Origin of the sequence: Myxococcus stipitatus DSM 14675 (genome assembly GCF_000331735.1) — a bacterium.
Classification (GTDB): Bacteria; Myxococcota; Myxococcia; order Myxococcales; family Myxococcaceae; genus Myxococcus; species Myxococcus stipitatus.
The window spans coordinates 6,125,775-6,152,569 of the sequence record NC_020126.1 but is presented as its reverse complement, the minus strand read 5'-3'; the positions used below and the strand labels follow the sequence as shown (position 1 = coordinate 6,152,569).

Genomic DNA, 26,795 nt, shown 5'->3' with positions numbered 1-26,795 from the left:
AACGATGAGGGCCCTCCGCGTGGAGCCGGGCATGCGTGAGCCACGAGACGCGTGGGTGCGGTGGCTGCGGAGCATCTGCCTGGAGGACGTGAAGCGCGTGGGCGCGAAGGCCGCGCGGCTGGGGGAGCTCGCGCGAGGGGGCTTCGACGTGCCGGAGGGCTTCGCGCTCACGGTGGACGTCCTGGATCACTTCCTGGAACACCACGGCCTGGATGCGCGCAGTGACGCGCGGGCGCTCCAGGAGGCGCCGCTGCCCTCTGAGGTGTCCGTGCGGCTCCGGGAGGCGCTGGTGGAGCTGGGGGGCGGTCCGGTGGCGGTGCGCTCCTCCGGGGTGGAGGAGGACGGCGCGGCGGCCTCGTTCGCGGGCCAGTTCGAGACGGTGCTCGACGTGAGGGGCCCGGACGCGCTGGAAGCGGCGGTGCGGCGGTGCTGGGCGTCGTCGGTCGGCGAGCGGGTGCGCCTGTACGCGAAGCGGCGGGGCCGCGAGGTGTCTCCGCGCATGGGGGTGTTCATCCAGCGGATGCTGTCTCCGGACGCGGCGGGCGTGGTGTTCACCGCGAACCCGGTGACGGGGGCCCGGGACGAGGTCCTCATCAACGCCGTGCGGGGCCTCGCGGAGCGACTGGTGTCCGGGGAGTGCTCGCCGGATGAGTGGACGGTGCGCGGCGACGAGGTGCGCTGCCTCGCGAACGTCGAGCAGAGCCTGACGGTGGAGCAGGCCCGCGCGCTGGCGCTGCTGGCCCGCCAGGTGGAGCGGCAGTTCGGCCAGCCGCAGGACATCGAGTGGGCGCTGACGGGCTGCCGCCTGAGATTGCTCCAGGCCCGGCCCATCAGCGCGCTGCCCGGCCCCGCGGCGGGGAGCCCTGCTCGCTGAGAGCGGGGGCTCGCCGCCAGGGGCACGCGTCAGGTCAGACGTCCGGCAGCGGCCGTCCGTGCACGCGGGCGACGATGCTGTTGAACAGGTCGCGCGCGCTCACAGCCATGTCGCTGGGGCCCACGGTGGCGCCCTTGCCCTGCACCACGACCTCCAGCTTCGTGGTGGAGTCGTTCACCTTCGTCACCACGATGGAGTGCTGGGCGAGCTCGACATAGGAACTGCCGGAGGTCTTCCTCGCCACCTCGATGATGCGGAGGGGGGCCTCGGCGGTTCCTTCGACGACACCCACGCGGAACGTCATCTCGAACTCGATGGTGATGAAGTTCCTCACGGTGTTGTGCGTGCGGAAGCTCACATCGTAGCCGGGCTCGACGTTCCAGGTGACACGCCACTCGTCGATCTGCCGACGGTCGACCAGGGTGTCCGGGTTCTTCATCGCCTCGAAGACGGCGAGGATGGGGGCATGGACGAAGCCCCGGCCGTGGCCGAACACGGAGTCACCCTGGCCCGTGCCATGGACGGTGGAGAGCATCTCCGGGTAGGGGTCTCCGGCCTGGGCGGTGGGCTCTGGCGCGGTGGATTCCTCCAGGGCCTCCAGTCCCGGCGGCGCCGGAGTGTTCTCCGAGCTGTCGCAACCCGACAGCAGGGCGGTGGAGAGCAACGCCACCACGATCAACCGAGCACACATGGGGACCTCCCGTGTCCTTCGAATGGACTTCGTGGGACGACGTGTTGCGATGGCAGTCTTTCCCAGGGGAGGCGGTGTGAATCCAGGGGCTCCGCGCCGCGCGCCGCGATGTTGTTCATCTATCAATAGTCGGTGATCCCGCCCGCGCCCGCGCGGAGGGCAGGGGAGGCCCCGCCATGGGTTCCCTCCCGCGAGACAATCTGTTGCGTTCTTGCAACAGGAGGTCCCATCCGTGGAACACGAAGGACAGGGTGTTGTCCTTGGCGCGACGAGGTCTCGCGAGATTTGTCGCAAAATATCAGCATCGACTCGAGGGCCGCTTCAACCGCCTCGCTTCGGGACACGTGATGTGTTGCTGTAGCGCAATCCGCATCAGCTCTGTGCGATTGTGAGAAAAATAAAAGATTGATCTGACTGGATATTGTCGCCTACTTTGGACAGAGCTGAATTCTGGCCATTGGGGAATGACAGGCTTGGCTCCGCTCGGTGAACACAGCCGGGGCGGAGGTCATCGCGTGAGGTTTCATCGCGAGTTGGGGGCAGGTGTCATGGAGGAGTTGCGTTTCCGGCCGATTGCCATTGTCGGCATGGGTGCCGTGTTCCCAAAAGCGACTGACCCCGAGGCATTCTGGGAGCGGTTGCAGACGGGGCCCACCGCCATTCGTGAGCTGGATGAGCGCGAATTGCGACGGGATGGATATTACGACGCGGACAGAGCCGCCGCGGACCGGACCTATTGCAGACATGCTGCCCCGCTGGACGAGCTGAAGCTCGACTATCGGAAGTATCGAATTCCTCCCAAGGTCGCGCAGGACATGCACCGGACGCAGCTCGCGTTCCTGGAGGCGACCGCGCAGGCGCTCACGGATTCTCGGAACGTGATGGACCGGGTCGCCCCGGAGCGGGTGGGCTTCACCCTGGGCTCGCTGGGGGGCGGGCTTCGTCCGGACACGCGGGTCCGCACGCGCCTCCTGGATATGGACGCCTGTCTTTCACGGGCCCTGAAGGAAACGTCCCTGGACCCGGCGGCGGCCGAGGCGCTGAGGGCGGCGACCGTCCGACAGGTCGAGCAGGAGATGGCGGGAATCACCGAGGATGAAGCCATCGCGTCCTTCAGCAGTGTGTGGGTCGGGCGGGCCGCCAAGCTCTTCAACATCCGAGGGCCTCACGCCACGGTGGACGCGGGCTATGCCTCCACGCTGGCGGCCCTCCAGACGGCGTGTGCCCAGCTCAACGCGGGGGATTGTGACGTCGCGCTGGCCGCGGGGTGCAGCCAACTCCTGACGCCGCATGACCTGGTCGCCTTCAGCAAGCTGGGAGGTCTGTCTGTCTCGACGCTGGCGCCGTTTGATCGCCGGGCCAGCGGGACGCTGCTGGGCGAGGGCGTCGGTGTCTTCGTCCTGCGGCGCCTGGAGGACGCGCTGGCGGGGGGAGAGAAGGTCTATGCGGTCCTGCGCGGCATCGGCGCGGCGTCGGACGGGCGGGGCAAGTCGCTCATGGCGCCCAACTCCCGGGGGCAGGTCCTCGCGATGCGCCGGGCCTATGAGCAGGCGGGCTACGGGCCTTCCTGCGTGCGGTACGTGGAGTGCCACGCCACGGGCACCATCCTGGGCGACGTCACCGAGTTCCAGAGCCTGAAGGAGGTCTTCGGTGGAGGGCTGGCGGCCGGGAGCGTCCGGCTGGGAGGGGTGAAGGAGCTGACGGGCCACCTGCAGGCGGCGGCGGGGGCGGCGGGGCTCATGAAGGCCACCCTCGCGCTGCACCACAAGGTCCTGCTTCCGCAGCACTCGTTCCAGGCGTCGGCGGAGGGAATCGACCTGGAGCAGAGCCCCTTCTACCTCTCGAACCAGGCCGCGCCGTGGCCGGAGTCCGCGCACGGTCCACGCCGTGCGGCGGTCAGCGCGTTCAGCTTCGGCGGCATCAACTACCACGTGACGCTGGAGGAGTTCTCCCAGGCGTATCACTCGGCGCTGGCGCGGACGCTCCCCGCGCTCCAGGTCGCGGAGCCCATCGCCATCGTGGGCCTGGGCGGCGTCTTTCCCCAGGCGGGCACCGCGCAAGCGCTCTGGGAGAACCTGCTGAACAAGCGCTGCGCCATCGGGGAGATTCCCACCGAGCGCGCGCCCATCGACCGCTACCTGGACCCGACGCGGCAGAGCAAGGTCCGGCCCTACACCAACCTCGCGGGCTACATCGTCGATGGCGCGTGGCCCCAGGAGCAGGTCCGGGTCCCGCCGAAGATGGCCTCGCAGATCGACCGGGGCCACAGCTGGACGATGAAGGCGGCCCTGCAAGCCCTCTCCGACATGGGGACGAGCCAGCGGAGCGTGGACCCTGCTCGCATCGGCGTGGTGATGGGCTACCTGCCTCCGCTCGAGCGCGAGTTCCAGACGCAGGCCCGCGTGTACTACGCGGAGTTCGACGCCCGGCTCGCGGAGCAGCTCCGGCGCCAGGGCATCGACGAGGCCACCTCGGCGCGCCTGCGGGAGACGTGCGAGCGGCTCTACAAGAGCGAGCTTCCGCCCATCACCGAAGACACCTTGCTGGGGTACCTGGGCAGCCTGTCCGTGGGGCGCGTCGCGCATCACCTGGACCTCCAGGGGCCCATGCTGATGGTGGAGAGCGCGTGTGCCTCCAGCCTGGCGGCGCTGGACATCTCCATGAACCAGCTGCGCACGCGGCAGTGCGACCTGGTGCTCGTGGGCGGCATGTACGCGTCGCTGGGCGTGGATGCCCTGAGCCAGTGCTGCTCCTTCGGGGGGCTGTCACAGAAGGGCTCCTTCCCGTTCGACGCGCGGGCCGACGGCTACATCTCGAGCGAGGGCGCGGCGCTCATCGCCGTGAAGCGCTTGTCCGACGCGGAGGCCGCGGGAGACCGCATCTACGCGGTGGTGCGCTCGGTGGCGGGAGCCACGGACCCGAAGAACGCCTCCATCTGGGCGCCGTCCTCGGAAGGGCAGGTCCAGGCCGTGCGCCGGGCCGTGGAGAAGGCGGGCGTGAAGCCCTCGGAGGTCCAGTACGTGGAGGGCCACGGCACGGGCACGCCCGTGGGGGACCCCATCGAGGTGCAGACCTATCAAGCCGTCTACGGTCGGGCGCCGTCCGAGGGGAAGCTGCTCCTGGGCTCGGTGAAGTCGAACGTCGGCCACTTGAACTCCGGGGCCGGGGCCGTGGCGCTGACCAAGGTCGCGCTGGCGCTGCACCACAAGCAGGTCCCGCCCAACATCGGCTTCGAGAGCCCCAGCCCGCGCATCCCCTGGGAGCAGGTGTCCTTCGAGGTGCCGACGGAGGCGCGGCCCTGGGAGCTGAAGGGCCCCGGGCTCCGGCGCGCGGGCGTGACGTCCTTCGGCCTGGGAGGCACGAGCTTCCACGCCGTCGTCGAAGAGTATCCGTCGAGGGCAGGGCCGCGCCCGCCGCGAGGGGGCACCTCCGAGGCCGAGCGTTCTCCGTACCTGGCGCTCACCGGCACGAGCCGTGAGCACCTCCTCCAGCAGGTGGAGCAGCGGCTCCAGTGGCTCGAGAAGGAGCCGGGGCTGGACCTGCGAGGGACCTGGGGGGAGTCGTCGCTGCCGTGCCGTCTGGCGATGACCTTGCCTCGGGGGCAGGCCGCGCGGAAGGCGCTGGAGCGCGCGCGCACGCTGCTGGCGGGGACGGGCTCGCCGAGCCTGCCGGAGCAGGGCATCTACTTCTACGACAGCCGCGACGAGCGCCAACTGCACACGGGGAAGGTGGCCGCGGTCTTCCCGGGGCAGGGGCCTCAGTACGCGAACATGCTGCGGGAGCTGGCGGCGGAGTATCCGGTCGTCTCGCGCACCATCGCGGAGGCGGACGAGGTCTTCTCCGCGCTGACGGGGCAGCCGCTCTCCCGGACGTTCTGGGTGCCACCGGGGACGGAGGACACCTATCGGCAGGATGACGACACGGTCCACGCGGCGGTCTTCGTGGCGAACGTGGCGCTCTACCGGCTCATCCGCGAGCAGGGACTCCGGGTCGATGTGCTGTTGGGGCAGAGCGCGGGTGAGTACGCGGCGCTCGTCGCCAGCGGCGTGCTCTCGTTCGAGCATGCGCTGCGTGCCATCTACCGGCGCACGCTCGCGGTGACGCGGCTGCCTGCGTCCGCGTCGTCGGGGCAGATGCTGAGCGTCAGCGGCGACTTCGACAAGCTCCGCGAGTTCCTGCCCCAGGCGGGTGGGTACGTGACGGTGGCCGCGGAGAACGCGCCGGGGCAGGGCATCGTCGCGGGAGAGGGGCGCGCGGTCGAGACCGTCGCCCGCTGGTGCCGGGAGAACGCCTTCGAGGTCCGGGTGCTTCCCGTGTCGCACGCCTACCACTCGCAGCTCATCGCGGGCGCCGTCCCCGTGCTTCGCGCGGAGCTGGAGTCGCTCCCCTGGAACGCGCCGAAGCTGCCGGTGCTCTCCAGTGTGCACGGGCGCTACTACGCGACGGCCTCGGATGCGCGGTTCATGGCCCGACACCTCGCGCTGCAATATGTGCTGCCTGTTCGGTTCGGACAGCATGTGCGTCGGCTTCACGACGAAGGCACGCGGCTCTTCATCGAAGCCGGGCCCAAGTGGTCGCTGACCGCGTTCATCCAATCGACGCTGAAGGGTCTGCCGTACCAGGCCCAAGCCAGCAATCACCCCAAGCTTGGAGAGGTCGAGCAGTTCCATCGGCTTCTCGCCTTTGGTTTCGCCCACCGTCTGCTCGGTCATCAGGACTCCCGATGAACACCCCCCCTCAATCCGCGGTTCAACAGGAGCTCGTGACCGCGTTGGTCGAGATGACGGGCTACGTGCCCGAGCTCTTCTCTCCTCACGTCCGGCTCGTCGATGAGCTGGGGCTGACCCCCGAGGAGGTCCAGGGAGCCGTGGCCTCCGTCGAGAACAAGCTCCAGCTCCCGTCGCGGTCCACGGTGGAGGGCACGACGGTGTCGAGCATCGCTGAAGGTCTCGTGAAGTCTCAGTCCCCTGGAGTGCCCGTGCAGATGCAAGTCGAGATGTCGCTGGAGCAGGTGCTGGCCTTTGTCGATGGTTGCGCGGAGCGGAATGAGCGCCCCGTCCTGGAGACCCTCCTCGAGGAGACACGCGGCGCGCTGGCCCGGCTGGACGCCAGGGACGTGACGCCGGTCATCGCTCCCGTGGTCGACGCGCCGAAGGGCTCCGCGCCCGTGGCGGCGGACGTGATGAAGCTGCTGGTGGGCGCGCTGGTGGAGCGCACGGGCTATCCGGCGGAGATGCTGGAAGCGGACCTGGATCTGGAAGCGGACCTGGGAATCGACACGGTGAAGCAGGTGGAAGCGTTCGCGATGGCGCGAGTGCACCTGAGCGTGGAGAAGGACGAGAACTTCCGGCTCCGCGACCACAACACGCTGAACAAGATGGTGAAGTACCTGACCGGCAAGGCCCCCGCGGCGGCGACGGCACCCGCGCCCGTGCCCGTGCCCGTGCCGGCGGTCGAGGTGGCTCCCGGAGCGAGCGCGGCGTCGACGGTCGACGGGGTCGTGGAGTTCCTGCGGGCCGCGATGGCGGCGAAGACGGGATACACCCTGGACATCCTCCAGCCGAAGCTGGACCTGGAGGTGGACCTGGGCATCGACACCGTCACGCAGGTCGAGGTCTTCGCCCACGCGCGGACGACTCACGGTGTCGCGCGGGACGACAAGTTCCGGGTGCGCCACTACAACACCCTCCAGAAGATGGCGGAGTACCTGGTGGCCAGGGCTCCCGCGCAGGTGGCCAACGGCGTGCCGCCCGTCGCCGCGCCCGCACCCGTGCCCGCTCCCGCGCCAGTGGTGGAGACCGCGCCCGTGGCGACGGACGTGATGAAGCTGCTGGTGGGCGCGCTGGTGGAGCGCACGGGCTACCCGGCGGAGATGCTGGAAGCGGACCTGGATCTGGAAGCGGACCTGGGAATCGACACGGTGAAGCAGGTGGAAGCGTTCGCGATGGCGCGAGTGCACCTGAACGTGGAGAAGGACGAGAACTTCCGGCTCCGCGACCACAACACGCTGAACAAGATGGTGAAGTACCTGACCGGCAAGGCCCCCGCGGCGGCGTTATCCGCTCCCGCGACGCCGGCGCCGGTGGCGCTGGTCCCCGCGCGCCCGATGCCTCGGGAAGTGACGACGGTGTCCTCGAGCTTCTCGGCGGAGGAGGTGCAGTCGTACCTGGTCACCGTGCTCCAGGCGAAGACGGGCTACAACATCGAGCTCATCCATCCGAACCTGGACCTGGAGGTGGACCTGGGCATCGACACCGTCACCCAGCTCGAGGCCTTCGCCCTGGCTCGCGAGAAGTTCGGGGTGGCGCGCAACGAGAAGTTCCGGGTGCGCCACTACAACACCCTCCAGAAGATGTCCGAGTACCTGGTGGCGCATGCCCAGGCCTCGGCAGGGGCGGCGCAGGCCCCGGAGCCGAGCGCGCCGAGCGCCGAGGACGTGCGCCGCTTCATCGCGCGCTGCGAGGCCTCGGGTGACACGGCGTCCTTGCGGAAGCTGGCCGAGCACCTCGAGGGCCGGTTGCACGCCCCCGTCCAGGCCGCGACGCCTCCGTCCCAGTTCGCGGGCAAGCGATATGAGGTCCACCCGGTCGCGCTGGAGGTGCAGGCGGATGTGCGGACCGTCGCGCACCTGAAGGGCAAGACGCTGGGCCTCACCACCGACTCGCAGGGCAGCTACAAGACCCTGGCGAAGCTGCTGGAGGCGGCGGGGGCGCAGGTCGTCATCCTGTCCTCGGAGGCGGGCTCCCAGGAGGGTGTGTCGCTGGATTGGAGCCAGCCGGAGGGCGTGGGGCAGCGCCTCGAGCAGCTCCAGGAGACGCAGCCGCTCGATGGGCTCATCCTGCTCCACACCGCGTCGCTGGCGCCCAAGCTGATGGACCAGGAGGTGGCGGCCTGGTCCTCCACGCTGAACACCTTCTCGCTGGGGCTCTTCCAGGCGGGTGTCGCCGTCTACGACCGCATCCAGGAGATTCCAGGAGGCGGCTGGTTCCTCGTGGCGACCGCGGGCGGTGGCTTCTTCGGACACACCAACGCGCAGGGGCGCATCCCCCTGGCGGGCGCGGCGGGTGGCTTCGTCAAGTGCTTGAGGCGGGAGCGGCTCAACGCGCGCTGCAAGGTGGTGGACCTGGACATCCAGGACTCCGCCCTCTGGGCGCGGCAGATCTGGAGCGAGCTGGTCTGCAATGACCGCGACGTGGAGGTCGGCTACTCCGGAGGCCGTCGCTACGTCTTCCGCGACATCGAGACGTCCCTCGCGGCGGCGCCGGTGAACATCAAGCCCGGCTCCGTGGTGGTGGTTTCGGGAGGAGGGCGTGGCGTGGTCTATCCCTGCGCGAAGCTGCTCGCGAAGGTGACCGGGGCCCGCGTCATCATCACCGGGCGCACGGTGCCTCCTCGGGGGGAGGAGGAGTGGCTGAAGGTGCCGGAGGCGGAGCTTCCCGCGTACCGGATGAGCTTCCTCAAGCGCTACCTGGCGGAGCATCCGGGGGCGACGCCGGTGCAGGCGCGCCGGGTCTTCGACTCCGACGTGGCGAACCGGCGCGAGCTGCATCGGAACCTCGAGGACTGCCGCAAGCAGGGCATCTCGCTCGAGTACAAGGTCTGCGACATGACGGACGTGGGCGCCGTCCGGAGCCTGCTCGCGCAGGTGCGCCGGGACTACGGTCGCATCGACGGCATCGTGCACGGCGCGACCATCGAGGAGTCGAAGAGCCTCCCGATGAAGTCCTCGGACGCGTTCGTCCGGACGCTGGCGTCCAAGGCCCACCTGTGGCGCGTGCTCGTGCAGGAGACCTGGAACGACAAGCTCCAGTTCTTCATCAACTTCGGCTCGGGCAGTGGCCGCTATGGCAACAAGGGGCAGACGGACTACTCGCTGGCGAACTACCTCGTCGCCAAGGCGGGCCTCGTCTACGGCGAGCTGCGGCCTGGGGTGCGGAGTGTGACCATCGACTGGCCGGTGTGGGTGGGCGCCGGCATCGTGGAGAACAACGCGGACTACCAGGAGCGCCTGCGCGCCATGGGCATCTGCGTCATCCACATCGACGAAGGGGCGTACTGGTTCGTCGAGGAGCTCCTGCGCGGGGGCTCCGCGGGCGAAGTGGTCATCGCCGACGACAGGACGTTCGAGACCTTGAACCTGCCTCGGTACGAGCAGGCGGCGCCCAGGGTGGTCAGTCAGGACGCTGGCGGAACCCGCTATGCCATCTGACACAGGCGGGTCGCTCCCGTTGGTGGTCCTGTCGGGCCGCCCCTATGAGGTGGGCCGGCAGTACGGCTCCCTCATGCGGGAGGAGATTGCTCGCGCCGTCGCCGTCGAGGACGAGGCCATCCTGCCGATGCTCGAGCTGATCGGCACGACGGAGCAGGCCCTGCGCGGGCGTCTGGAGACGCTCGCGGCGCTGCTGCCCGAGGACATCCACGAAGAGGTGCGCGGCGTCGCGGAGGCGAGCGGCTTTCCGGAAGAGACCATCCTCTACCACACGCTGGTGTTGGACATCCTGTCGGGGGCTCCCCTCGGGTGCTCGCAGTTCGCGGCCTTCGGGCGCGCGACGGTGGGCGGGAAGGTCCTGCACGGCCACAACCTGGATGTGCCCTACGCGTCGCTGGCGAAGTTCCTGCGGCCCACGTGCATCGTCTATCGGCTCGAGGGGCGCATCCCCTTCGCGTCGGTCACCTTCTGGCCGGTGGCGCTGGGGGTGTGCTCGGGCATGAACGCCGAGGGGTTGAGCCTGGGGGTGAATGTTCCCGTGGCGCCGCTGGACCCCCGCACGTTCTACCCGCTCACGTTCCAGAACCGCGAGGTGCTGTCGCGAGCGCGCACGCTCGACGAGGCGCGGGCGGTGCTGGAGGGGCTGCCGCGCGGCGGGAGCTGGAACCTCATGATGAGCCACCGCTCGGGCGCGTCGATGGTCTGGGAGCAGGTGGGGCGGAACTCGGGGCAGTACACGGCGCATCCGGAGCGGGACTTCATCGTCTCCACCAATCACCTCCGGGTCGCGCACAAGGCGGCCCGAGGACACGAGGCCGTGGCCCTGGAGATGTTGCAGGACATGCAGGAGGACTCCCTGCATCGCTACCGGCGGCTGGAGCAGCTGGTCCAAGGGCACTGGGGCGGCATCACGCTGGACACCGCGGTGGACTTCCTGCGCGACTGTGGCGAGGAGGCGGCGTCACCGTCGATGAAGACCATCTGCCGGGCGGACAACGCCTTGAGCATGGTCTACGAGCCCGCGACGCTGACCCTGGACTTCGCGGCGGGGAGCGTTCCGGCCGCGCGGGCCCCGCGTCGGCGCATCCAGCTCGCGCCCTTGTTCCTCGGCGCGCCCGCGCGGGTGGACGAAGAGGAGCGAGGCTCGTTCCCCATGCAGGGAACGGAGCGTGAGCGCGATGGCTGGGTGCGCATGTTCGCGCTCGATGAGGACGCCTACCTCACCGAGCACCGGGTCAATGGTATCCCCGTGTTGCCGGGTGCATCGGCCATCGAGTGGCTCGCCGAGGTCGCGGCGGTCGCGGGGGGAGACGCCGTCCGCGAGGTTCGCGGTGTCTCGCTGGAGAAGTTCATCCGCGTCCGCCCCGAGCGCCCGACGCAAGCGTGTGTCCGCGCCGTGCGGACGCGAGAGGGCTTCGAGGTCTCCGCGTACTCGGACCTGCTGAATCCCAGGGGCGCGGTGCTGCGCTCGGACGTGCTGCACTACCGCGCGGAGGTTCACCTGGGCGAGCGCCCTCTCCGGAAGGTGCCCCAGGGATTCGGTGCGGCCCGAGGCGTGGACGGGGAGCTGCCCTTCAGCCGCTCCTACGTGCAGGACGCGTACTTCCACGTGGGGCCTCCGTTCCGCATCGTGGATTGGATCAGCTACCCGCACGCGACGGAGGCGGTCGCGAGCCTGCGCATCCCCGAGCCGACGTCTTGCTTCACGTCGATTCCCTGGGCGCGCTTCTGGCTCAATCCCTTCGTCCTCGATGGCTGCTTCCAGCTCGCGGGGACGCTGGGCATCCTGCACAACCTCCGGGCCCCTGTTCCGAAGGGGGCGCACCGGCTGGTGTTGGGCCGGACGCCGAGGCCCGGTGAGCGGCTGTGGTGTCTGGCGCGGCTCAACCGCGAGGTGGGCGAGCTCATCTTCTACGACTTCACCCTCTGGGACGCGGAGGGGAACGTCTGCCTGGAGGCCCACGACTACTGCTCCATCAGCGTGGATGCCTATTCGCCGGAGCAGAAGGCGTACCTGAGAACCGCCCTGGACCCGTCCGGGGTGCTCCATCCGCGAGTCTTCGAGAGGCGCGCCCATGGGTAGTCTTCGCCAGGAGCCCATCGCCATCATCGGGACGGGATGTGTCCTGCCGGACGCGCCCGACGTGCCAACCTATTGGCGCAACCTCCAATCCGGGCACGTGGCCGTGCGTCACCTGTCGGGCGCGCGCTGGGACTGGAGCCAGTACGGCGGCGATGACCCGGGCGCGGTGGACCGCACGTACTCGTTCCTCGGCGCGCCCGTCGAGGGGCTGCGCTTCGACTGGAAGAAGTTCAAGGTCCCGCCCATCGAGACGCGGCTGCTGCACTCCATGGAGATGATGGTGCTCGAGGCCGCCTTCCAGGCGATGACGAGCGCGGGCTACACCCCCGAGCGGGCCTTCGCGCGAGACCGCGTCGCGGTGATTGCCGGCTCCAGTGGCATGGGGCGCAAGAGCAACGTGGGGTTCAACACGAAGTGGCGCCTCCCGGAGCTGCTGAGTGCCGCGCGCGCGGCTCCGGCGTGGAGCCAGCTCACTCCGGCGCAGGCGGAGCAGGTCACTCGAGAGCTGGAGTCGGAGCTCGTCCAGCAGCACATCGACCGCTCGGAGGACTGGGCGTTCTGGGGCTTCACGAGCCCGGTGCTGGGGCGGGTCTGCAGCCTGTTCGACCTGCACGGCCCGCACTTCTGCGTGGACGCGCACGCCGCTTCAGGTCTGGCCGCGCTGGAGTCGGCGGTCCAGGGGCTGATGAGCGGTGAGTGGGACATGGCCTTGGTGGGCGCGGCGAGCCCCGCCTTGTCGCCGATGGACTCGGTGCTGCACGGCAAGCTGCGGCGGCTCTCGACGCGAGGCGTGTTCCCGCTCGATGCCCGGGCGGACGGCACCGCGCTGGGCGAGGGCGCGGTGATGTTGCTGCTCAAGCCGCTGGAGGCCGCGCGCAGGGATGGTGACCCCATCCAGGCGGTGCTGCGAGGCGTGGCGGGCGTGAACCGGGGCGCGGGCCCCGCGCTGACGGGGACGGACCCTCGCGCCCATCATCACGCCGCGCGAGAGGCCCTGCGCCGAGCCGATGTCCCGGTCTCCTCGGTCTCCTTCCTGGAGACGGGGGCGACCGGCGTGCCCGCCTGGGATGGTCATCTCATCACCGGGCTGGGCGGTGCGTATCGAGAAGCCCGGCAGGTGTCGCTGGGAGCCGTCGCGGAGTCGGTGGGTGACCTGCAGACGGCATCGGGGCTCGCGGCGCTGCTCAAGGTCGTCCTGATGCTTCGCGAGCGCAGCCTCGTGCCGCAGCGCTCCTTCCAGACGTGGCACCCGGACCTCGTGCTGAAGGACACGCCGTTCGACATCAGCGCGCGGAAGGACTGGCCCTCGCGGGGGCCTCGATGCGCGGCGGTCCATTCGGCGGGCTTCGGCGGCGCCGCGGCTCATGCGGTGCTGGAGGAGTACCTGCCGGAGGTGCCTCGGCCCTCCGTCGTGAAGCGCGCGCCGCGAGCCTCCGAGGTGGACCCCATCGCCATCGTGGGGTTCGCCTGCAAGTACCCAGGGGCCTCCACGCCGGAGGCCCTCTGGGAGAACAGTCTCCAGGGCCGCGGCGCGGTGACGGACATCCCCGAGTCTCGCTGGCCCGTGTCGCTCTACCACGACCCGACACGAGCGCGAGGGAGCGGTCGGGACGCCTTCTTCCGGGTCTACACCCCCAAGGCGGGCCAGGTGCCGGATGCGCCGGTCCTCCCGCCGGAGTTCGGACTCCCGCCCAGCGCGGTGTCGGAGATGGACAGGTCGCAGCGCTGGACCTTGGAGGTCGCGAAGGCCGCGATGGACGACGCGGGTTATGGGGAGCGTCGCGTGCTTCCGTCGGAGCGCACGGCGGTCATCGTGGCCACCTCGCCGGGAAACGACCGGGAGACCCAGGTCGAGACACGGCTGGCCTTCCCCGAGCTCGCCAGCCTCTATCGTCAGGTGCTGGGCCGGGTGGGGCTCTCGGGAGACGCGGCGGAGCGCCTCATCGCGGAGGCACGCCAGTCCTTCCAGGCGGGGACCCCCGCGGCCTCGGCCCATACGCTTCCGGGGATCCTCAACAGTGCGCCCGCGACTCGTGTGGCGCGCGCACTGGATGCACGAGGGCCCGCGTTCACGGTGGAGTCCGCGTGTGCCTCGACGCTCGCGGCGCTGAGCCTGGCGGTCCAGGGCCTGCGTGACGGGCGCTGGGACGTGGCGGTGGTGGGCGGCGTGTGGTCGAGCATCACGGCCCCGTTCTGCGTGAGCATGTGCTTCGTCGAGACCATCTCGTCGAAGGGCGTGACTCGGCCATTCACCACGGACGCGGATGGCTTCGTCCATGGAGAGGGCTGCGGCGTCTTCGTGTTGAAGCGGCGCTCGGACGCGAAGAAGGACGGAGACCGGATTCACGCCGTGATTCGGGGCGTGGGTGGCTCGACGGATGGACGCGGCAAGTCCATCTTCGCGAGCCAGGCACGAGGGCAGGAACTGGCCATGCGGCGCGCGCTCCAGGACGGCGGCGTCGAGCCCACGGACATCCAGTACGTCGAAGCCCACGGCAGTGGAATGTTGGAGGGGGACCTCCCGGAGGCGGAGGCCTTGCTGGGCGTCTACGGACGGCCCGAGCAGCCCGTGGCGCTCGGGGCGCTCAAGCCCCTGATCGGCCATTCCTACATCGCGTCAGCCGGGGCGGGCGTCATCCGGACGGTGTTCGCGCTCCAGCGCGGCATCTTCCCATCGAGCTTCACCGAGGCCCCGTTGAACCCGCGCCTGGTGGCCTGCGAGGGCCCGCTCGTCTTCCCGCGAGAGGCGCGCCCCTGGCGAGCGGAAGACGGACCTCGGCGCGCGGCCGTGAATGCGTATGGCTTTGGCGGAACCAACTACCACCTCATCCTCGAAGAGCACCGTGAATCCCCCTGACTTCAGCGTGGAGGTGGTGAAGGTCGGACTGCCGGGAGGGCAGCGCGTCACCGTGGCGGTGGTGCCGTTGTCCTCCGTGCGTCGAGCCTGGCCCATCCAGCCCGATGGCCCCATCTCGCGAGTGCTGACGCCCGCGGAGATCGCCGCGAGCGGAATGCATGTCGTGCTGGAGCGGAGGCTGGCCCATCTCGCCGGGCGCGTCGCCGCGAAGCTCGCGCTGCTCTCCCATCTGCGGGGGCAAGGGTACTTCCTGGAGGCCCGCGAGCTGGGGCTCACCCAGATGATGGCGGGGCCGCAAGAAGGGCGCCCCGTGGCGCAGCTCCCGGCGGGGGTGCCGTCCTGCGATGTGTCGATCTCCCATTCGCATGGGCTCGCGCTCGCGGTGGTGGCGAGCAGCGGACGTGTGGGGGTGGACCTGGAGCGTGTGGCGCCCCGGTCCGCCGCGTTCCAGGAGGAGGCCTTCACCGACGTGGAGCGGGCGTGGCTCGAGCAGCAGGCCCGGGTAGAGGGACGGACGCTCGATGAGGTGTCGAGCCTGGGGTGGTGTCTCAAGGAAGCGCTGGTGAAGTGCTCGGGGCACGGGCTGCGCGCCGCGCTCCAGCAGGTGACCTTCGACGGCTGGACGGTGACGCGCGACCGGCAGGTGCACCTGGCGCCGTTGACGGATGGGCCCGATGCGTTCGTCAGGCTCGTCCAGTTGAAGGTGCCTGGCGCCCAGGAGGCGGGTGTCACGGGACTGCTCGTGGTGGGGCAGGGGTATGCGCTGGCGGTCCTGCACGATGCCCGCGAGGCGCATCCGTGGAGGGTGGAGTCGCGACCGTCCGTGCTGAGGGAGGCCTCGCGATGACGCGGAACGGACCCTCGTTGGGGAACGTGGTGGCGTGTGATGGGAGCTGGCGCTTCGAGCGCGGCGTGGACCTCCGCTCGGACCCGTACCTCTTGGACCATGTCGTGGAGAGCAAGCCGGTGTTTCCCGCCGCGTACCTGGTGGGCTTGATGACCCAGGCGGCGCACCGCGTGCTGCCGGACCACCAGGTGCTTGGCGTCCAGGATGTGAGCTTCGTCCAGGCGGCGCACTTCAAGGACACACGGGCCCTCGAGTTCGCTGTCGCGGCGGAGTGCTCGGACCCGCATCACGTCTCCGTGGGCATCTCCTCGAGCATGGCCCCGCCTCGCGAGGGCTTCCCGCGCATCCACAGGACCCATGCGCGAGGGAACGTGCGCATGGGAGAACGCGTCGCGCAGTCCGCGCGGTTCCCGTGCTTGGACTTCACCGGCGCGGCGGACTACGCGGAGCTGTATCGGCTGCCGCGAGAGATTCAGCACGGGCCCTCGTTCCTCGCGGGCCGACGATATCGGCAGCCGGCGCCCAGGCAGCTCCTCGCCACCGTCGTGCCGCCAGGGGGCTCGGCGAGCGGGTGGAGGTTGGACGCGGATGAGCCGGGGTGGCCCGCGTCGCTGCTCAACGCCATCCTCCACGTCGGCTTCTCGTTGGGCGTGCTGGCGCGCGAGCGGACCGTCCTCCCGCTGGAGCTGGCCTCCGCGGAGCTGCACTCGATTCCCTCCGGCGAGGTCCAGGTGTTCGCGCGGATGACGGAGGCGCGGGAAGGACGGCTGACCTTCCATGTCGTCTCGTGGGACCTGGATGGCCGTTTGGTGGCGCTCTTCCACGGGTTCACCGTGCGGGAGGTCCCATGAGTCCGGTGCGCTTCCGTCCGGTGGCCATCGTGGGCATGGGGTGTGTCTTCCCCAAGTCGAACAGCGTGGAGGCGTTCTGGTCACGCGTCACGCAGGGCGGCTCCGCGCTGGGCGTGCTGAACGAGCGGGAGTTCCGCCCGGACTGGTACTACGACGCCGCGCCGGCCACCCCCGACCGCACACAGTGCCGCCACGGCGCACTCGTGGACGAGCTGGTGCTGGACTCCTGGAAGTACCTCATCCCGCCCAAGGTCCTGCGGGACATGCATCGCGTGCAGATTGCGTTCATCGATGCCACGTCGCAGGCGCTCGAGGATGCTCGGGGGGCCATGGTGGGCGTGCCGCCGGAGCGGGTCGGCCTGGTGCTGGGCTCGTCGGGAGGCGGCCTGCGCCCGGGATGCCGGGTCCACACGCGGCTCGTGGACATGCTGCGCTCGCTGTCCTTGTCGGAGACGTTGGCCTCGCGTCACCCGGGAGTGGCGGCGGAGCTGGCGGAGGTGCTCACCTCGCAGCTCCAAGCGGAGCTGACGGGGACGAGCGAGACGGAGGCGACCGCTTCGTTCAGCAGCATCTGGGCGGGCCGTGTCGCCAAGCTTTTCGACCTGCGCGGCGCGCACTTCACGGTCGACGCGGGGAATGCGTCCTCGCTCGCGGCCATCCAGAGCGCGAGCCAGCAGCTCAACTCCAGCGACTGTGACGTGGTGCTGGCGGCGGGTTGCAGCCAGTTGCTGACGCCGCATGACCTGGTCGCGTTCAGCAAGCACGGGGTCCTGGGGACGTCCTCCGTGCTGGCGCCGTTCGACTCCCGCTCGAGCGGCACGCTCCTGGGGGAAGGGGTCGGCGTGTTCGTCCTGCGCCGCCTGGAGGACGCGGTGGCTTCGGGCGCGAAGGTCTACGCGGTCATCCGAGGCATCGGCGCGGCCTCCGAGGGTGCGAGCCCCTCGCTCCTGTCTCCGCGCACGACAGGCCAGCTCCGGGCCCTGCGCGAGGCGTATGCGCATGCGGGCTATGGGCCTCGGGACGTGCAGTACGTGGAGTGCCATGGCTCGGGTATCCCCGAGGAGGACGCGACCGAGCTCGCGAGCTTGCGAGCGCTCTGGAGCGAAGAGGCGGCGTCGTCTCGCGTGATGTTGGGCGCGGTGAAGGAGCTGACGGGGCACCTCCAGGCGGCCTCGGGAGCCGCGGCGTTGTTGAAGGCCTCGCTGTCGCTGTTCCACAAGTCGCTTCCGCCGAGACACAGCGCCGAGGTCCAGGACCTGCGCACCGCGCCGTTCCACAGCTCGACGGAGCTGACGCCCTGGCCCGCGGTGGCGGCGGGCGCTCGGCGGGCGTCGGTCAGCGCGTTCGGGATGGGCGGGCTGAGCTATCACCTGACGCTCGAGGAGTTCTCCAAGGCGGAGCACACGCGGCTCGCGGCCACCTTGCCTCCACCGCGTCCTCCGGAGCCCATCGCCATCGTCGGATTGGGAGGCATCTTTCCGGGCGCGAGGGATGTCGAGCAGCTCTGGGACAACCTGCTGGAGAAGCGCAGCGCCATCGGCGCGATTCCTCCCGAGCGGGCGGAGACCTCGCGCTACCTGGACCCGACGCGCAAGAGCAAGGCCCGGCCCTACACCAACCTCGCGGGCTACGTCGTCGATGGGAGCTGGCCGCAGGACCGCATCCGCGTCCCCGCCGAGGTCGCGGCACAGACAGACCGGGGCCAGAGCTGGACGATGCGTTCCGCGTTGCAGGCGCTGGACGACGCCGGGCATGCACCGGGGAGCGTGGACCCGCGGCGCGTCGGCATCGTCATGGGCTACATGCCGCCGCTGGAGCGGGAGTTCCTGACGCAGGCGCGGGTGTACTACGCGGAGTTCGATGGACGGCTCGCGGCGCAGCTGCGGAAGCGGGGCGTCGGCGAAGGGGAGGCGCGGCGCATCCGCGACGAGGTGGAGGCGGAGTACAAGCGAGAGCTGCCTCCCATCGACGCGCGGACACTGCCCGGCTACCTGGGCAGCCTCGCGGTGGCGCGTGTCGCCCATCACCTGGACTTCCAGGGGCCGGCGATGATGGTGGAGTCCGCGTGTGCCTCCAGCCTGGCGGCCGTGGATATCGCCGCCAATTTTCTGCACACGCGCGAGTGTGACCTGGTGCTCGCGGGCGGCATGTACGCGACGCTGGGCGTGGACGCGATGACGCAGTGGTGCTCGTTCGGCGGGCTGTCGCAGAACGGCTCCTTTCCCTTCGATGCGCGGGCGGATGGGTATGTGACGAGCGAAGGCGCGGCGATGCTCGCGCTCAAGCGCCTCTCGGATGCGGAGGCGGCGGGCGACCGCATCTACGCGGTGATTCGCGCGGTTGCTGGCGCGACGGACCCGAAGAGCGCGTCCATCTGGGCGCCGTCCTCGGAGGGGCAGGCCCAGGCGGTGCGCGGGGCCGTGGCGAAGGCGGGCGTCTCGCCGGAGGACATCCAGTACCTGGAGGGGCACGGCACGGGAACCCCGGTGGGAGACCCCGTCGAGGTGGAGACGTACCGTGCGGTCTTCGGTCGCCGCCGAGAGGGAAGGCAGGTCCTCCTCGGCTCCATCAAGTCGAACCTGGGGCACCTGAACTCCGGAGCGGGGGCCGCGTCGCTGCTCAAGGTCGCGCTGGCCCTGCACCACGGGAAGGTGCCTCCCAATGCGACCTTCGCGACGCCCAACCCGGCCATCCCCTGGCAGGAACTGCCATTCCGGGTGCCCACCGTGCCCGAGCGCTGGGAGCCCCAGGAGCACGGGGTCCGCCGCGCGGGCGTGACGTCCCTGGGCTTGGGGGGCACCAGCTTCCACGCGGTCGTGGAGGAGCATGTGCCGGCGGCCTCCGTGCTGAGCCTGCACGGGACGGCGAGAGGGGAGGTGCTCTCGAAGGTCGAGCACCTCCTGCGTGAGCGCCGACGCGCGCCAAGGTCTCCCGAGGACGGGCGGGCGCCGTGCCGCTTCGCCGTGGCGCTGCCGTCGGGAGTGGCGGCCCAGCGGGCGTTGGCGCGTGCGCGGGATGCGTTGGCCGGAGCCTCCGAGTCGGTGCTGCGAGAGCAAGGTCTCTTCTTCTACGACGCCCGGGACTCGCGTCGGCTGCATGAGCAGAAGGTGGCCTGGGTCTTCCCGAGTCGAGGCGTGTCGTCGGCGGACGATCTCCAGCCGCTCGCGGCGCGCTATCCCGAGGTTCGAGACACGCTCCAAGAGGCGTCGTCGGCCTTCGAGGAAGTCACCGACCCGCGCGACGGCCTCGAGCGCGACGTGGCCGAGGTCGTGTCCGGCGTCGCGTACTTCCGGCTGATGCGTGCACGCGGGCTTCGCGTCGACATCCTGTTGGGAGAGGGGACAGGGGAGTACAGCGCGCTCGTCGCGAGTGGAATGCTCACGCTGAAGGACGCGGTGCATGCGTTGTCCTTGCGGTCTCGGGGAGAGCCGCGCATGGGCCCGGTCCCCCCGATTCCCAGCGCGAGCGCGCTGCGGATCCTCCGGGAGGGACTGGTGCGTCTTGCCTGGGGCGCGCCGGAGGTGGCGGTCCTGTCCGCGGTGCATGGCCGCTACTACGAGACCTCACTCCAGGAGGGCTTCCTCGCGCGCCACCTGGCCTTGCTGGACGCGCAGCCCACGCGGTTCCAGCAGCATGTGCGCCGCCTGTACGAAGACGGCGTGCGCGTGTTCCTCGAGGCGGGCTCCGGCGAGGCGCTGGCCGCATGTCTCGAGTCCATGCCCGGCATCTCCGAGCAGGTGGTGCATGCCCGGCATCCCGCTGGCGCGAGCGAGGTCGAGCGCTTCCAGCGCTTGTGGGCCTTCAGTGACGTTCACCGGTTGCTGCCATCCGCCGAGCGCGCCTGAGCGCTCCGGCCTGGAAGCACTTTTCATGAAGAGCATGTGAGATGACGACGGAAACCCAGTCAGCGACCCGAACGTCCACGCCCATCGCCATCATCGGCGCTTCATGCCTGGTGGCGGGCGCCGAAACGCCAGAGCAGCTCTGGCGCTACATCACGGAAGGGACGCCTCGGTTCGCGCAGGTGCCTTCGTCGCGGTTCCGGTGGGAGAGCTTCTACAGCAAGGACTCCTCCGACACGGAGAAGGGCGAGGTGTGGCGGGCGTCGTTCTTCAACGAGCTGGAGCTGCCCTGGCGTGAGTACAAGGTCGGGCCGAAGATGCTCGACGAGCTCCACCGCTGTGAGCTGTACACGGTGGAGGCGATTCGCCGGGCCCTCGCGGACGCGCGCCTGCTGGAGCGGCCGTTTCCCCGTGAGCGCACCGCCGTCATCATGGGGGGCTCGGAGATGGGCTACGACCCGCGTGTCATCCACCCCTTCCTCTGGCACCGGCCCAAGCTGACGGCGGCGGTCGAGGCGGCGGTGGAGGGCTCGGGGCTCCCGGAGGAGGCGCGGCGTCGCATCCTGGAGGCCGCGGAGCGCGCGTTCCACGAGGTCTGCCATCGCGAGTTCACCCGAGGCAACGTCTCCGGCATGAGCCTGTCGCTGGGCCGGGCCTGCTCCTTGTTCGACTTGAAGGGGCCGCACTTCGTCGTGAACTCGGCGTGCTCCTCCGTGCTGTCCGCGCTGGAGTGCGCGGTCAACGGGCTCACGCTGGGGGACTACGACGTCGCGCTGGTGGGCGGCACCAGCCCCTATCTGACGCCCGCGCCCTTCGTCACCTTCGAGCGGATGCGGCTGCTGACGCGCGATGCCCAACCGCGTCCCTTCGATGCCGACGCGGACGGGACGCTCCTGGGAGAGGGCACGGGCTTCTTCGTGCTGCGGCGCTTGGAGGACGCGCTGAAGCAGGGAGACTCCATCCTCGGCGTCATCCGAGGCATCAGCGGCGCGAACGACGGGCGTCGAGGCGCGTTGATCAGCCCGCCGCTGGATGCGCAGGTCCGGGCGGCGCAGCGCGCGTACGAGCTCGCAGGGTACTCCCCCGAGACGGTGCAGTACCTGGAGTGCCACGCCAACGGGGTGGAGTTCCTCGAGGCGTCCGAGATCACGGCGATGCAGAAGGTGTTCGCGAGCCATGCGCCTCGGAGCCTGACCATCGGCTCGACGAAGAACATGGTCGGCTATCTGCTGTCGGCGTCGACGATGCCGGGGCTCGTGCGCACGCTGATGGCCTTGAAGCACCAGACGCTCCCTGCGCAAGGGCATGTGCGTCAGCCGCGTGAGGAGCTGCGTGCGCAAGGCTCCCCCTTCCAGCTCCTCGCCGAGCCCGCGCAGTGGAAGGCCCCCGCGGACGGAACCCCGCGCCGCGCGGGGGTGAACTCCCTGGCGATGGGAGGACAGGCCTACCACCTCACGCTGGAGGAGTTCGTCCCGGAGTACCACGCGCGGCTGGTCGCGACGCTGGGGCCCGCGCCGAAGCGAGAGCCCGTCGCGGTCGTGTCCTACGGCGTCCTCGCCCCTGGCGCGATGGACAGCGACACGTTCTACGAGAACGTGCTGGCGAAGAAGAACCACATCGTCCGGGTGCCGAAGGACCGCTTCGACATCGACCGGTACCTCGGCCCCGAGGGGGAGATGGGGAAGATCTACTGCCCGCTCGGAGGGTTCATCGAGGGCTTCCAGTTCGATGAGAAGTCCTTCCTCATTCCGCCGACCCTGGCGGCCCAGCTGGACCGCTCGCACCTCTTCGCACTGACGGCCGCGGCGGAGGCGCTGCGCAAGACGACCGCGCCGCAGAAGGCTCCACTGCGGACGTCCGTCTTCATGGCGGACATGCCCGGGCGCCTGCGCGAGCGGCAGGTCGAGCTGCGCATCAGCTACGTCGAGATGGACACGCTCTTCCGGAGGGTGCTCCAGGAGCACGGGTTGGCGCCTGAAACGGCCGACCAGGTCGCCCGCGCGGCCGAGGGGAACTTCAAGGCACGCATGGCGCCGATGACGCCCTATACCCATGCGGGCTACGCGGGCAGCTCGGAGGCCACGCTCATCGCCCATGTGTATGGCTTCAAGGGCGCCACGGGCATCTTCGAGAGCACCTGTGCTTCGTCGCTCGCGGCCATCGAATCGGGCGTGGAGAATCTCCAGCTGGGGCTCTCGGACGTGGTGCTGGCGGGTGGCGCCTTCTCGGACCTGGAGCCCGACCTGTATGCCATCAACTGCACGTTCCGAGGGGTGAGCGGCTCGGGGAGCCGTCCCTTCGACGCGGACGCCTCCGGGTTCATCCCGGGCGAGGGCGCGGGGGTGGTGGTGCTCAAGCGATTGAAGGACGCGGAGCGCGATGGCGACACCATCCTGGGCGTCATCAAGGGCGTCGGGTCGTCGAGCGATGGAAAGGGCAAGTCGCTGCTCGCGCCGAACCCCGTGGGACAGGAGCTGGCGGTCCGTCGCGCGATGGAGCGCGCGGACGTCGCGCCCACGTCCATCCAGTACATCGAGTGCCATGGCACCGCGACGCCCGTGGGGGACTTCACGGAGATCTCCACCTACTCGCAGGTCATGCGCGGGCTCGCGCCGCGCTCGGTGGGGATCGGCTCGGTGAAGTCGATGATTGGTCACCTGCACTCGGCGGCCGGTGTCATCAACCTCATCAAGGTCTTGAAGAGCCTGGAGCACCGCGTGCTTCCCCCGCAGATCAACTTCGAGCGCCCGAACCCGGACCTCGCCTGGGACACCCTGCCATTCGAGGTCATCACGGAGGCGAAGCCCTGGGCCGCGCCCGCTGGAGGAGGCCCTCGCAGGGCTGGCCTCAGCGCGTTCGGCATGGGTGGCACCAACTACCACGTGGTGGTGGAGGAGTACGTCCGGCGCGGAGACGACGCGGCGCTGACTCCCGCCTCCTTCCCCATGGTGGGGGCGGTGGTGGAGCGCACGGAGGACACGCTGACGGCGGTGCGGGAGCTGAGCCTCGAGACGGACCGCTACCTGCGCGAGCACCGGGTCAACGACGTCGCGGTGCTCCCTGGCACCTTCGGCGTGGAGCTGATGGCCGAGGTGGCGCAGTTGCTTCGCCCCGGGCTCGAGGTGACGGGATTGGAAGGGGTTCGCTTCCACCAGGCGGCCAAGGTCTGGGAGGGGCGGACCACGCGACTGGTCATCACCGCCAGGGCAGGGAAGGCGGATGCGGCTGGACGCGTGAGCATCGCGCTCCAGGTGGAGATGGAGCTGCGGCCCCGCGCGGACCTGCCGCCTGTTCGCCGCAAGCTCCACACGGGGGCGGTCATCCTCGAGGCGCGGCGTGGCGTTCACGAGCAGGAGGCCATGCGCGTGGACTCCGCGACGGCGGCGCTCTGCTCGACCGAGGGCCGCCAGGACTTCCGCTCGCTCTACAACCGGGGAGAGGGAGTCCACCTCGGACCCCGGATGCAGGGCTGCCGCCACCTGCGCGTCTTGTCGCCCACGCAGCAGGCGGGATGGGTGATGCAGGAGCAACTGGAGGACCTGTTCTCCTTCACCTCCTCGCCGCGCTTCCTCGTGGGACCGATGGCGCTGGACGCCATCACTCACGCCGCGGGGATGACCGCGTACTACTCACTCGAGTCCCTGGTGCTCCCGGAGGGAGTGGACCGCATGCGGCTGCATGCGCCGCTGCCCGTGGGCGAGGAGATCGCGGTCCACAGCACCTATCTGGGAGCACAGGACGGCATCGCGCGGGTCCGTGCGGTGGCCTTCCATCCCCGGACTCGCCAGGTCTTCGTCGAGCTCGATGGACTCCGGCTGAGCGTCCTGGGTCACCTGGGGCCCGTGCTCAAACACATCATCGATGGTCGCCTGAACGGAATGCAGGGGCGGGCTTGATTCGTCGCGTCCCCGTGAGAACCACATCATGTCATCGACACCTTCGACTCATCCGCCGTTCATCTGGGGGACGCGTGCGGCCGGCCTCTTGTTGTGTGTGCTCTCCTGGCGTCTGGGCGGCGGGGCCTTCCTGGGCCTGGCGTGGGGCGCGCTGAGCCTGCTGCGGGTGCCTCGACGCGGGCTCCTGGTGGAGCTGGCCGTGGCCTCCTGTCTGCTGTTGCTCGTGTCGCCCGACGGGCTGCCGCTGGTGGGCGCGGTGTTGGCGCTGCTGGTGATTCCGTTCGCGCCCGAGTCCCACGCGCTGAACATGAACGGCGTGGACCGCTACTTCTATCTGCAGGACGGTCCCGGCACGCGGATGAACTCGCACCACTTCGTGGACATGGACGCGCCGCTGGAGCGCGAGCCGCTGGAGCGCGCCGTGTCCGCCGTGCTGAAGGAGGTGCCCCTGGCCCGCTCGTTCGTGCGCGAGGCGCCGCTCGGCATCACGCGGCTCGTGGCGAAGCGCCCCTGGGTGGATGCCACGGCGCTGCTGTCGTGGTCCGAGCTTCCCGTCGAGGCGGAGGACTCCCGCGCGTTGGATGCGCCCATGGACCTGCGTCGCCTGCCGCCGTGGCGGGTGATTCACGCGCCTCGGCCCGATGGGGGCTTTCGCCTCTGCCTCACCGTTCATCACAGCGCGGTGGATGGGGAAGGGGGGCTCTTGATGCTCGACCTGCTCGTGCGCCGCTACAACGAGCTGCGCGCGGGCATGCCGCTCACGCCTCGCGCCCCGGTGCACGGAGGCCAGCGGTTGCGAGACCAGGTGCGCTCTCGCGGGCTGGGCTGGACGCTGCGGATGATGCGGCGGCACTTCGCCTTGGGCGACACCGACAAGGGCGCCTCGGCCGTGCTCGCGGATGACGCGGGCGCGCGCCCCACGCACACGCGGCACCACCTGCTCCGCATCCCTGGCGACACCTGGACGCGCTTGAAGGCGGTCTCCACCGCGCGAGGCGTGAGCCGCAATGACTTGCTGGTGGGCGCCGTCTTCCGCGCCGCCGACTCACTTCGTCGGGCACGCGGCGCACCGGACCAGCGCTTCAGGGCCTTCGTGCCGACGAACCTCCGCGCCGCGCTGGGGATTCCGTCCGGTCTGGGCAACTACCTGGGGATGCTTCAGGTCGTCGCCCGCCCGGAGGAGATCCGCTCACCCGGGCTGGAGCGGCGCTTGTCCGAGTCCATCCGGAGCATGCGGGTCCTCGAGGAGTCCGTGGGCTTCATGGTCAACATGGGGCTGGTGACGCTGATGCCTCCGGGGATGTTCCGGGCGGCGCTGCGCAAGAACGACGCGGACCCGTCCATGTTCAACTACTCGCTGCTGGTGAGCACCATCCGCCAGCCCGAGGAGCTGGCCCTGCCGGAGGGCGTTGGCACCGAGCGGGTCCTGGTGCGTGGCTCGCTCACGGGGCGCCCCTGCATCGGCGTCGTCATCATCCACTCCGGGGGCGAGGTGCACGGCGTGGTCGAGTACCTCTCGCCGACGATGCACGACGAGACGGTGCGCGAGTTCGGTGACCGGTGGCTGGCCGAGGTCGAGCATCTGGCCTCCGCGCCCCAGGTGCTGCCGGTCGCGAGCTGACGTCACGCGGCACCCCTTCGAGACACGCGCTGGATGGACATCATGGACGACACATCGCGGAGTGGTGGGGCAGGGGAGCGTTGGGCGTGGCTCTTCCCTGGACAGGGTTCGCAGAAGGTGGGCATGGGGCGGCGGATGCGGGAGCGCTCCGTCGCGGCCCGACGCGTCTTCGAGGAGGCCTCGGAGGCCATCGGCGTCGACCTCGCGAAGCTCTGCCTGGAGGGGCCGCTCGAGACGCTGACCGCGACGCAGAACGCACAGCCCGCCATCGTGACGGTGAGCGTGGCGTGCCTCGCGGAGCTCCAGGAGTTGGGGCTCGAGCCACCCCAGGTCGTGGGGCACAGCGTGGGTGAGTTCTCGGCCCTGGTGGCCGCAGGATGCCTGCCGCTGGCGGAGGCGGTCCGCGCGGTGCGCAAGCGCGGCCAGCTCATGGCGAGCGTGACGACCCCAGGCGGCATGGTGGCCGTCATGGGCCTGGACGCGGCGCGGGTGGAGGCGCTGTGTCAGGAGGTCGCGCGGGACGCCGTGGCCGTCGTGGCCATCCACAACAGCCCCCAGCAGTTCGTGCTCTCCGGAGACGTGCGAGCGCTGGAGCGCTTCAAGGACCTGGCGCTCGCCGCGGGCGCCAAGGACTGCGTGATGCTGGAGGTGAGCCACGCCTTCCACTCACCCTTGATGGCCCAGATTCACGAGGACTGGCGGGCCGAAGTCGCGCGGCTCCGGCTCCGCATGCCCCGGTGCCCGGTGATCCTCAGCACCACGGCGAAGTCAGTCCAGACACTCGTCTGCATCCGCCGCTCCTTGGTGGAGCAGCTCACCGCGCCCGTCTTGTGGATGCAGTGCGTGAGGAATCTCGCCAGCCTCGGCGTGACGCGCGTGCTGGAGGTCGGCGACAGCAAGGTCGTGTCCTCGCTCGCGCGCCGCACCGTGCCAACACTTCAGACGCTGACGTTCCTGGATCCTTCGATCCTCAACGACCTGGCGCCTGTCAAGGGCTAGCGGACCCTGGGTGAATCCTGACGCG

The 26,795-nt window shown here is 70.0% G+C and carries 12 protein-coding genes; 11 read left to right on the top strand and 1 reads right to left on the bottom strand.

All coding sequences use genetic code 11. The features are described 5' to 3' along the window. The first annotated feature begins 31 nt into the window (after positions 1–31). Positions 32–874, top strand: a complete 843-nt coding sequence (locus MYSTI_RS23750) for a PEP/pyruvate-binding domain-containing protein (RefSeq protein WP_169558657.1) — start codon at positions 32–34, stop codon at positions 872–874. A gap of 34 nt (positions 875–908) precedes the next feature. Here the strand turns inward: MYSTI_RS23750 and MYSTI_RS23745 are convergent, their stop codons facing one another. Then, complete coding sequence (locus MYSTI_RS23745; protein ID WP_015350334.1) at positions 909–1,565, bottom strand: hypothetical protein; 657 nt, start codon at positions 1,563–1,565, stop codon at positions 909–911. Positions 1,566–2,113: 548 nt separating this feature from the next. Here MYSTI_RS23745 and MYSTI_RS23740 point away from each other — a divergent pair. Genes MYSTI_RS23740 through fabD form a run of 10 tightly spaced genes read left to right on the top strand, consistent with a single transcriptional unit; the run spans position 2,114 to position 26,770 of the window. Next, complete coding sequence (locus tag MYSTI_RS23740; RefSeq protein ID WP_015350333.1) at positions 2,114–6,292, top strand: type I polyketide synthase; 4,179 nt, start codon at positions 2,114–2,116, stop codon at positions 6,290–6,292. Positions 6,293–6,327: 35 nt separating this feature from the next. Next, the gene (locus tag MYSTI_RS23735; RefSeq protein WP_233277938.1) at positions 6,328–9,774 is read left to right on the top strand and encodes a KR domain-containing protein; all 3,447 of its coding nucleotides are present in this window, start codon (positions 6,328–6,330) and stop codon (positions 9,772–9,774) included. Further along, complete coding sequence (locus MYSTI_RS23730) at positions 9,764–11,857, top strand: C45 family autoproteolytic acyltransferase/hydrolase (RefSeq protein ID WP_015350331.1); 2,094 nt, start codon at positions 9,764–9,766, stop codon at positions 11,855–11,857. The genes MYSTI_RS23735 and MYSTI_RS23730 overlap by 11 nt, the downstream gene beginning before the upstream one ends. After that, positions 11,850–14,714, top strand: coding sequence for a beta-ketoacyl [acyl carrier protein] synthase domain-containing protein (locus tag MYSTI_RS23725; RefSeq protein ID WP_015350330.1), 2,865 nt, complete (start codon positions 11,850–11,852; stop codon positions 14,712–14,714). The genes MYSTI_RS23730 and MYSTI_RS23725 overlap by 8 nt, the downstream gene beginning before the upstream one ends. After that, entirely contained in the window at positions 14,701–15,561 is an 861-nt protein-coding gene (locus MYSTI_RS23720; protein WP_015350329.1) for a 4'-phosphopantetheinyl transferase family protein, read from the top strand. Before MYSTI_RS23725 ends, MYSTI_RS23720 begins: the two co-directional genes overlap by 14 nt. Beyond that, the gene (locus tag MYSTI_RS23715; RefSeq protein WP_015350328.1) at positions 15,558–16,412 is read left to right on the top strand and encodes a polyketide synthase dehydratase domain-containing protein; all 855 of its coding nucleotides are present in this window, start codon (positions 15,558–15,560) and stop codon (positions 16,410–16,412) included. Before MYSTI_RS23720 ends, MYSTI_RS23715 begins: the two co-directional genes overlap by 4 nt. Beyond that, a complete protein-coding gene (locus MYSTI_RS23710; RefSeq protein ID WP_015350327.1) occupies positions 16,409–20,257 on the top strand; it encodes a beta-ketoacyl synthase N-terminal-like domain-containing protein in 3,849 nt (1,282 codons plus the stop codon). Before MYSTI_RS23715 ends, MYSTI_RS23710 begins: the two co-directional genes overlap by 4 nt. 41 nt (positions 20,258–20,298) lie before the next feature. Further along, positions 20,299–24,150 (top strand): polyketide synthase family protein, encoded by a 3,852-nt coding sequence (locus tag MYSTI_RS23705; RefSeq protein ID WP_015350326.1) that lies wholly within the window; start codon positions 20,299–20,301, stop codon positions 24,148–24,150. Positions 24,151–24,178: 28 nt separating this feature from the next. Continuing rightward, positions 24,179–25,771 carry a hypothetical protein gene (locus MYSTI_RS23700; RefSeq protein WP_015350325.1) on the top strand — a complete coding sequence of 531 codons (1,593 nt, stop codon included), beginning with the start codon at positions 24,179–24,181 and terminating at the stop codon, positions 25,769–25,771. A gap of 42 nt (positions 25,772–25,813) precedes the next feature. After that, a complete protein-coding gene (gene fabD, locus MYSTI_RS23695) occupies positions 25,814–26,770 on the top strand; it encodes an ACP S-malonyltransferase (RefSeq protein ID WP_044900575.1) in 957 nt (318 codons plus the stop codon). Positions 26,771–26,795: the final 25 nt, after the last annotated feature.

Coding starts and splice junctions, on each gene's coding strand:
- MYSTI_RS23730 (WP_015350331.1), top strand. CDS start 9,764: ATGCCATCTGACACAGGCGGGTCGCTCCCGTTGGTGGTCCTGTCGGGC.
- MYSTI_RS23710 (WP_015350327.1), top strand. CDS start 16,409: ATGAGTCCGGTGCGCTTCCGTCCGGTGGCCATCGTGGGCATGGGGTGT.
- MYSTI_RS23740 (WP_015350333.1), top strand. CDS start 2,114: ATGGAGGAGTTGCGTTTCCGGCCGATTGCCATTGTCGGCATGGGTGCC.
- MYSTI_RS23715 (WP_015350328.1), top strand. CDS start 15,558: ATGACGCGGAACGGACCCTCGTTGGGGAACGTGGTGGCGTGTGATGGG.
- MYSTI_RS23705 (WP_015350326.1), top strand. CDS start 20,299: ATGACGACGGAAACCCAGTCAGCGACCCGAACGTCCACGCCCATCGCC.
- MYSTI_RS23700 (WP_015350325.1), top strand. CDS start 24,179: ATGTCATCGACACCTTCGACTCATCCGCCGTTCATCTGGGGGACGCGT.
- MYSTI_RS23745 (WP_015350334.1), bottom strand. CDS start 1,565: ATGTGTGCTCGGTTGATCGTGGTGGCGTTGCTCTCCACCGCCCTGCTG.
- fabD (WP_044900575.1), top strand. CDS start 25,814: ATGGACGACACATCGCGGAGTGGTGGGGCAGGGGAGCGTTGGGCGTGG.
- MYSTI_RS23725 (WP_015350330.1), top strand. CDS start 11,850: ATGGGTAGTCTTCGCCAGGAGCCCATCGCCATCATCGGGACGGGATGT.
- MYSTI_RS23750 (WP_169558657.1), top strand. CDS start 32: ATGCGTGAGCCACGAGACGCGTGGGTGCGGTGGCTGCGGAGCATCTGC.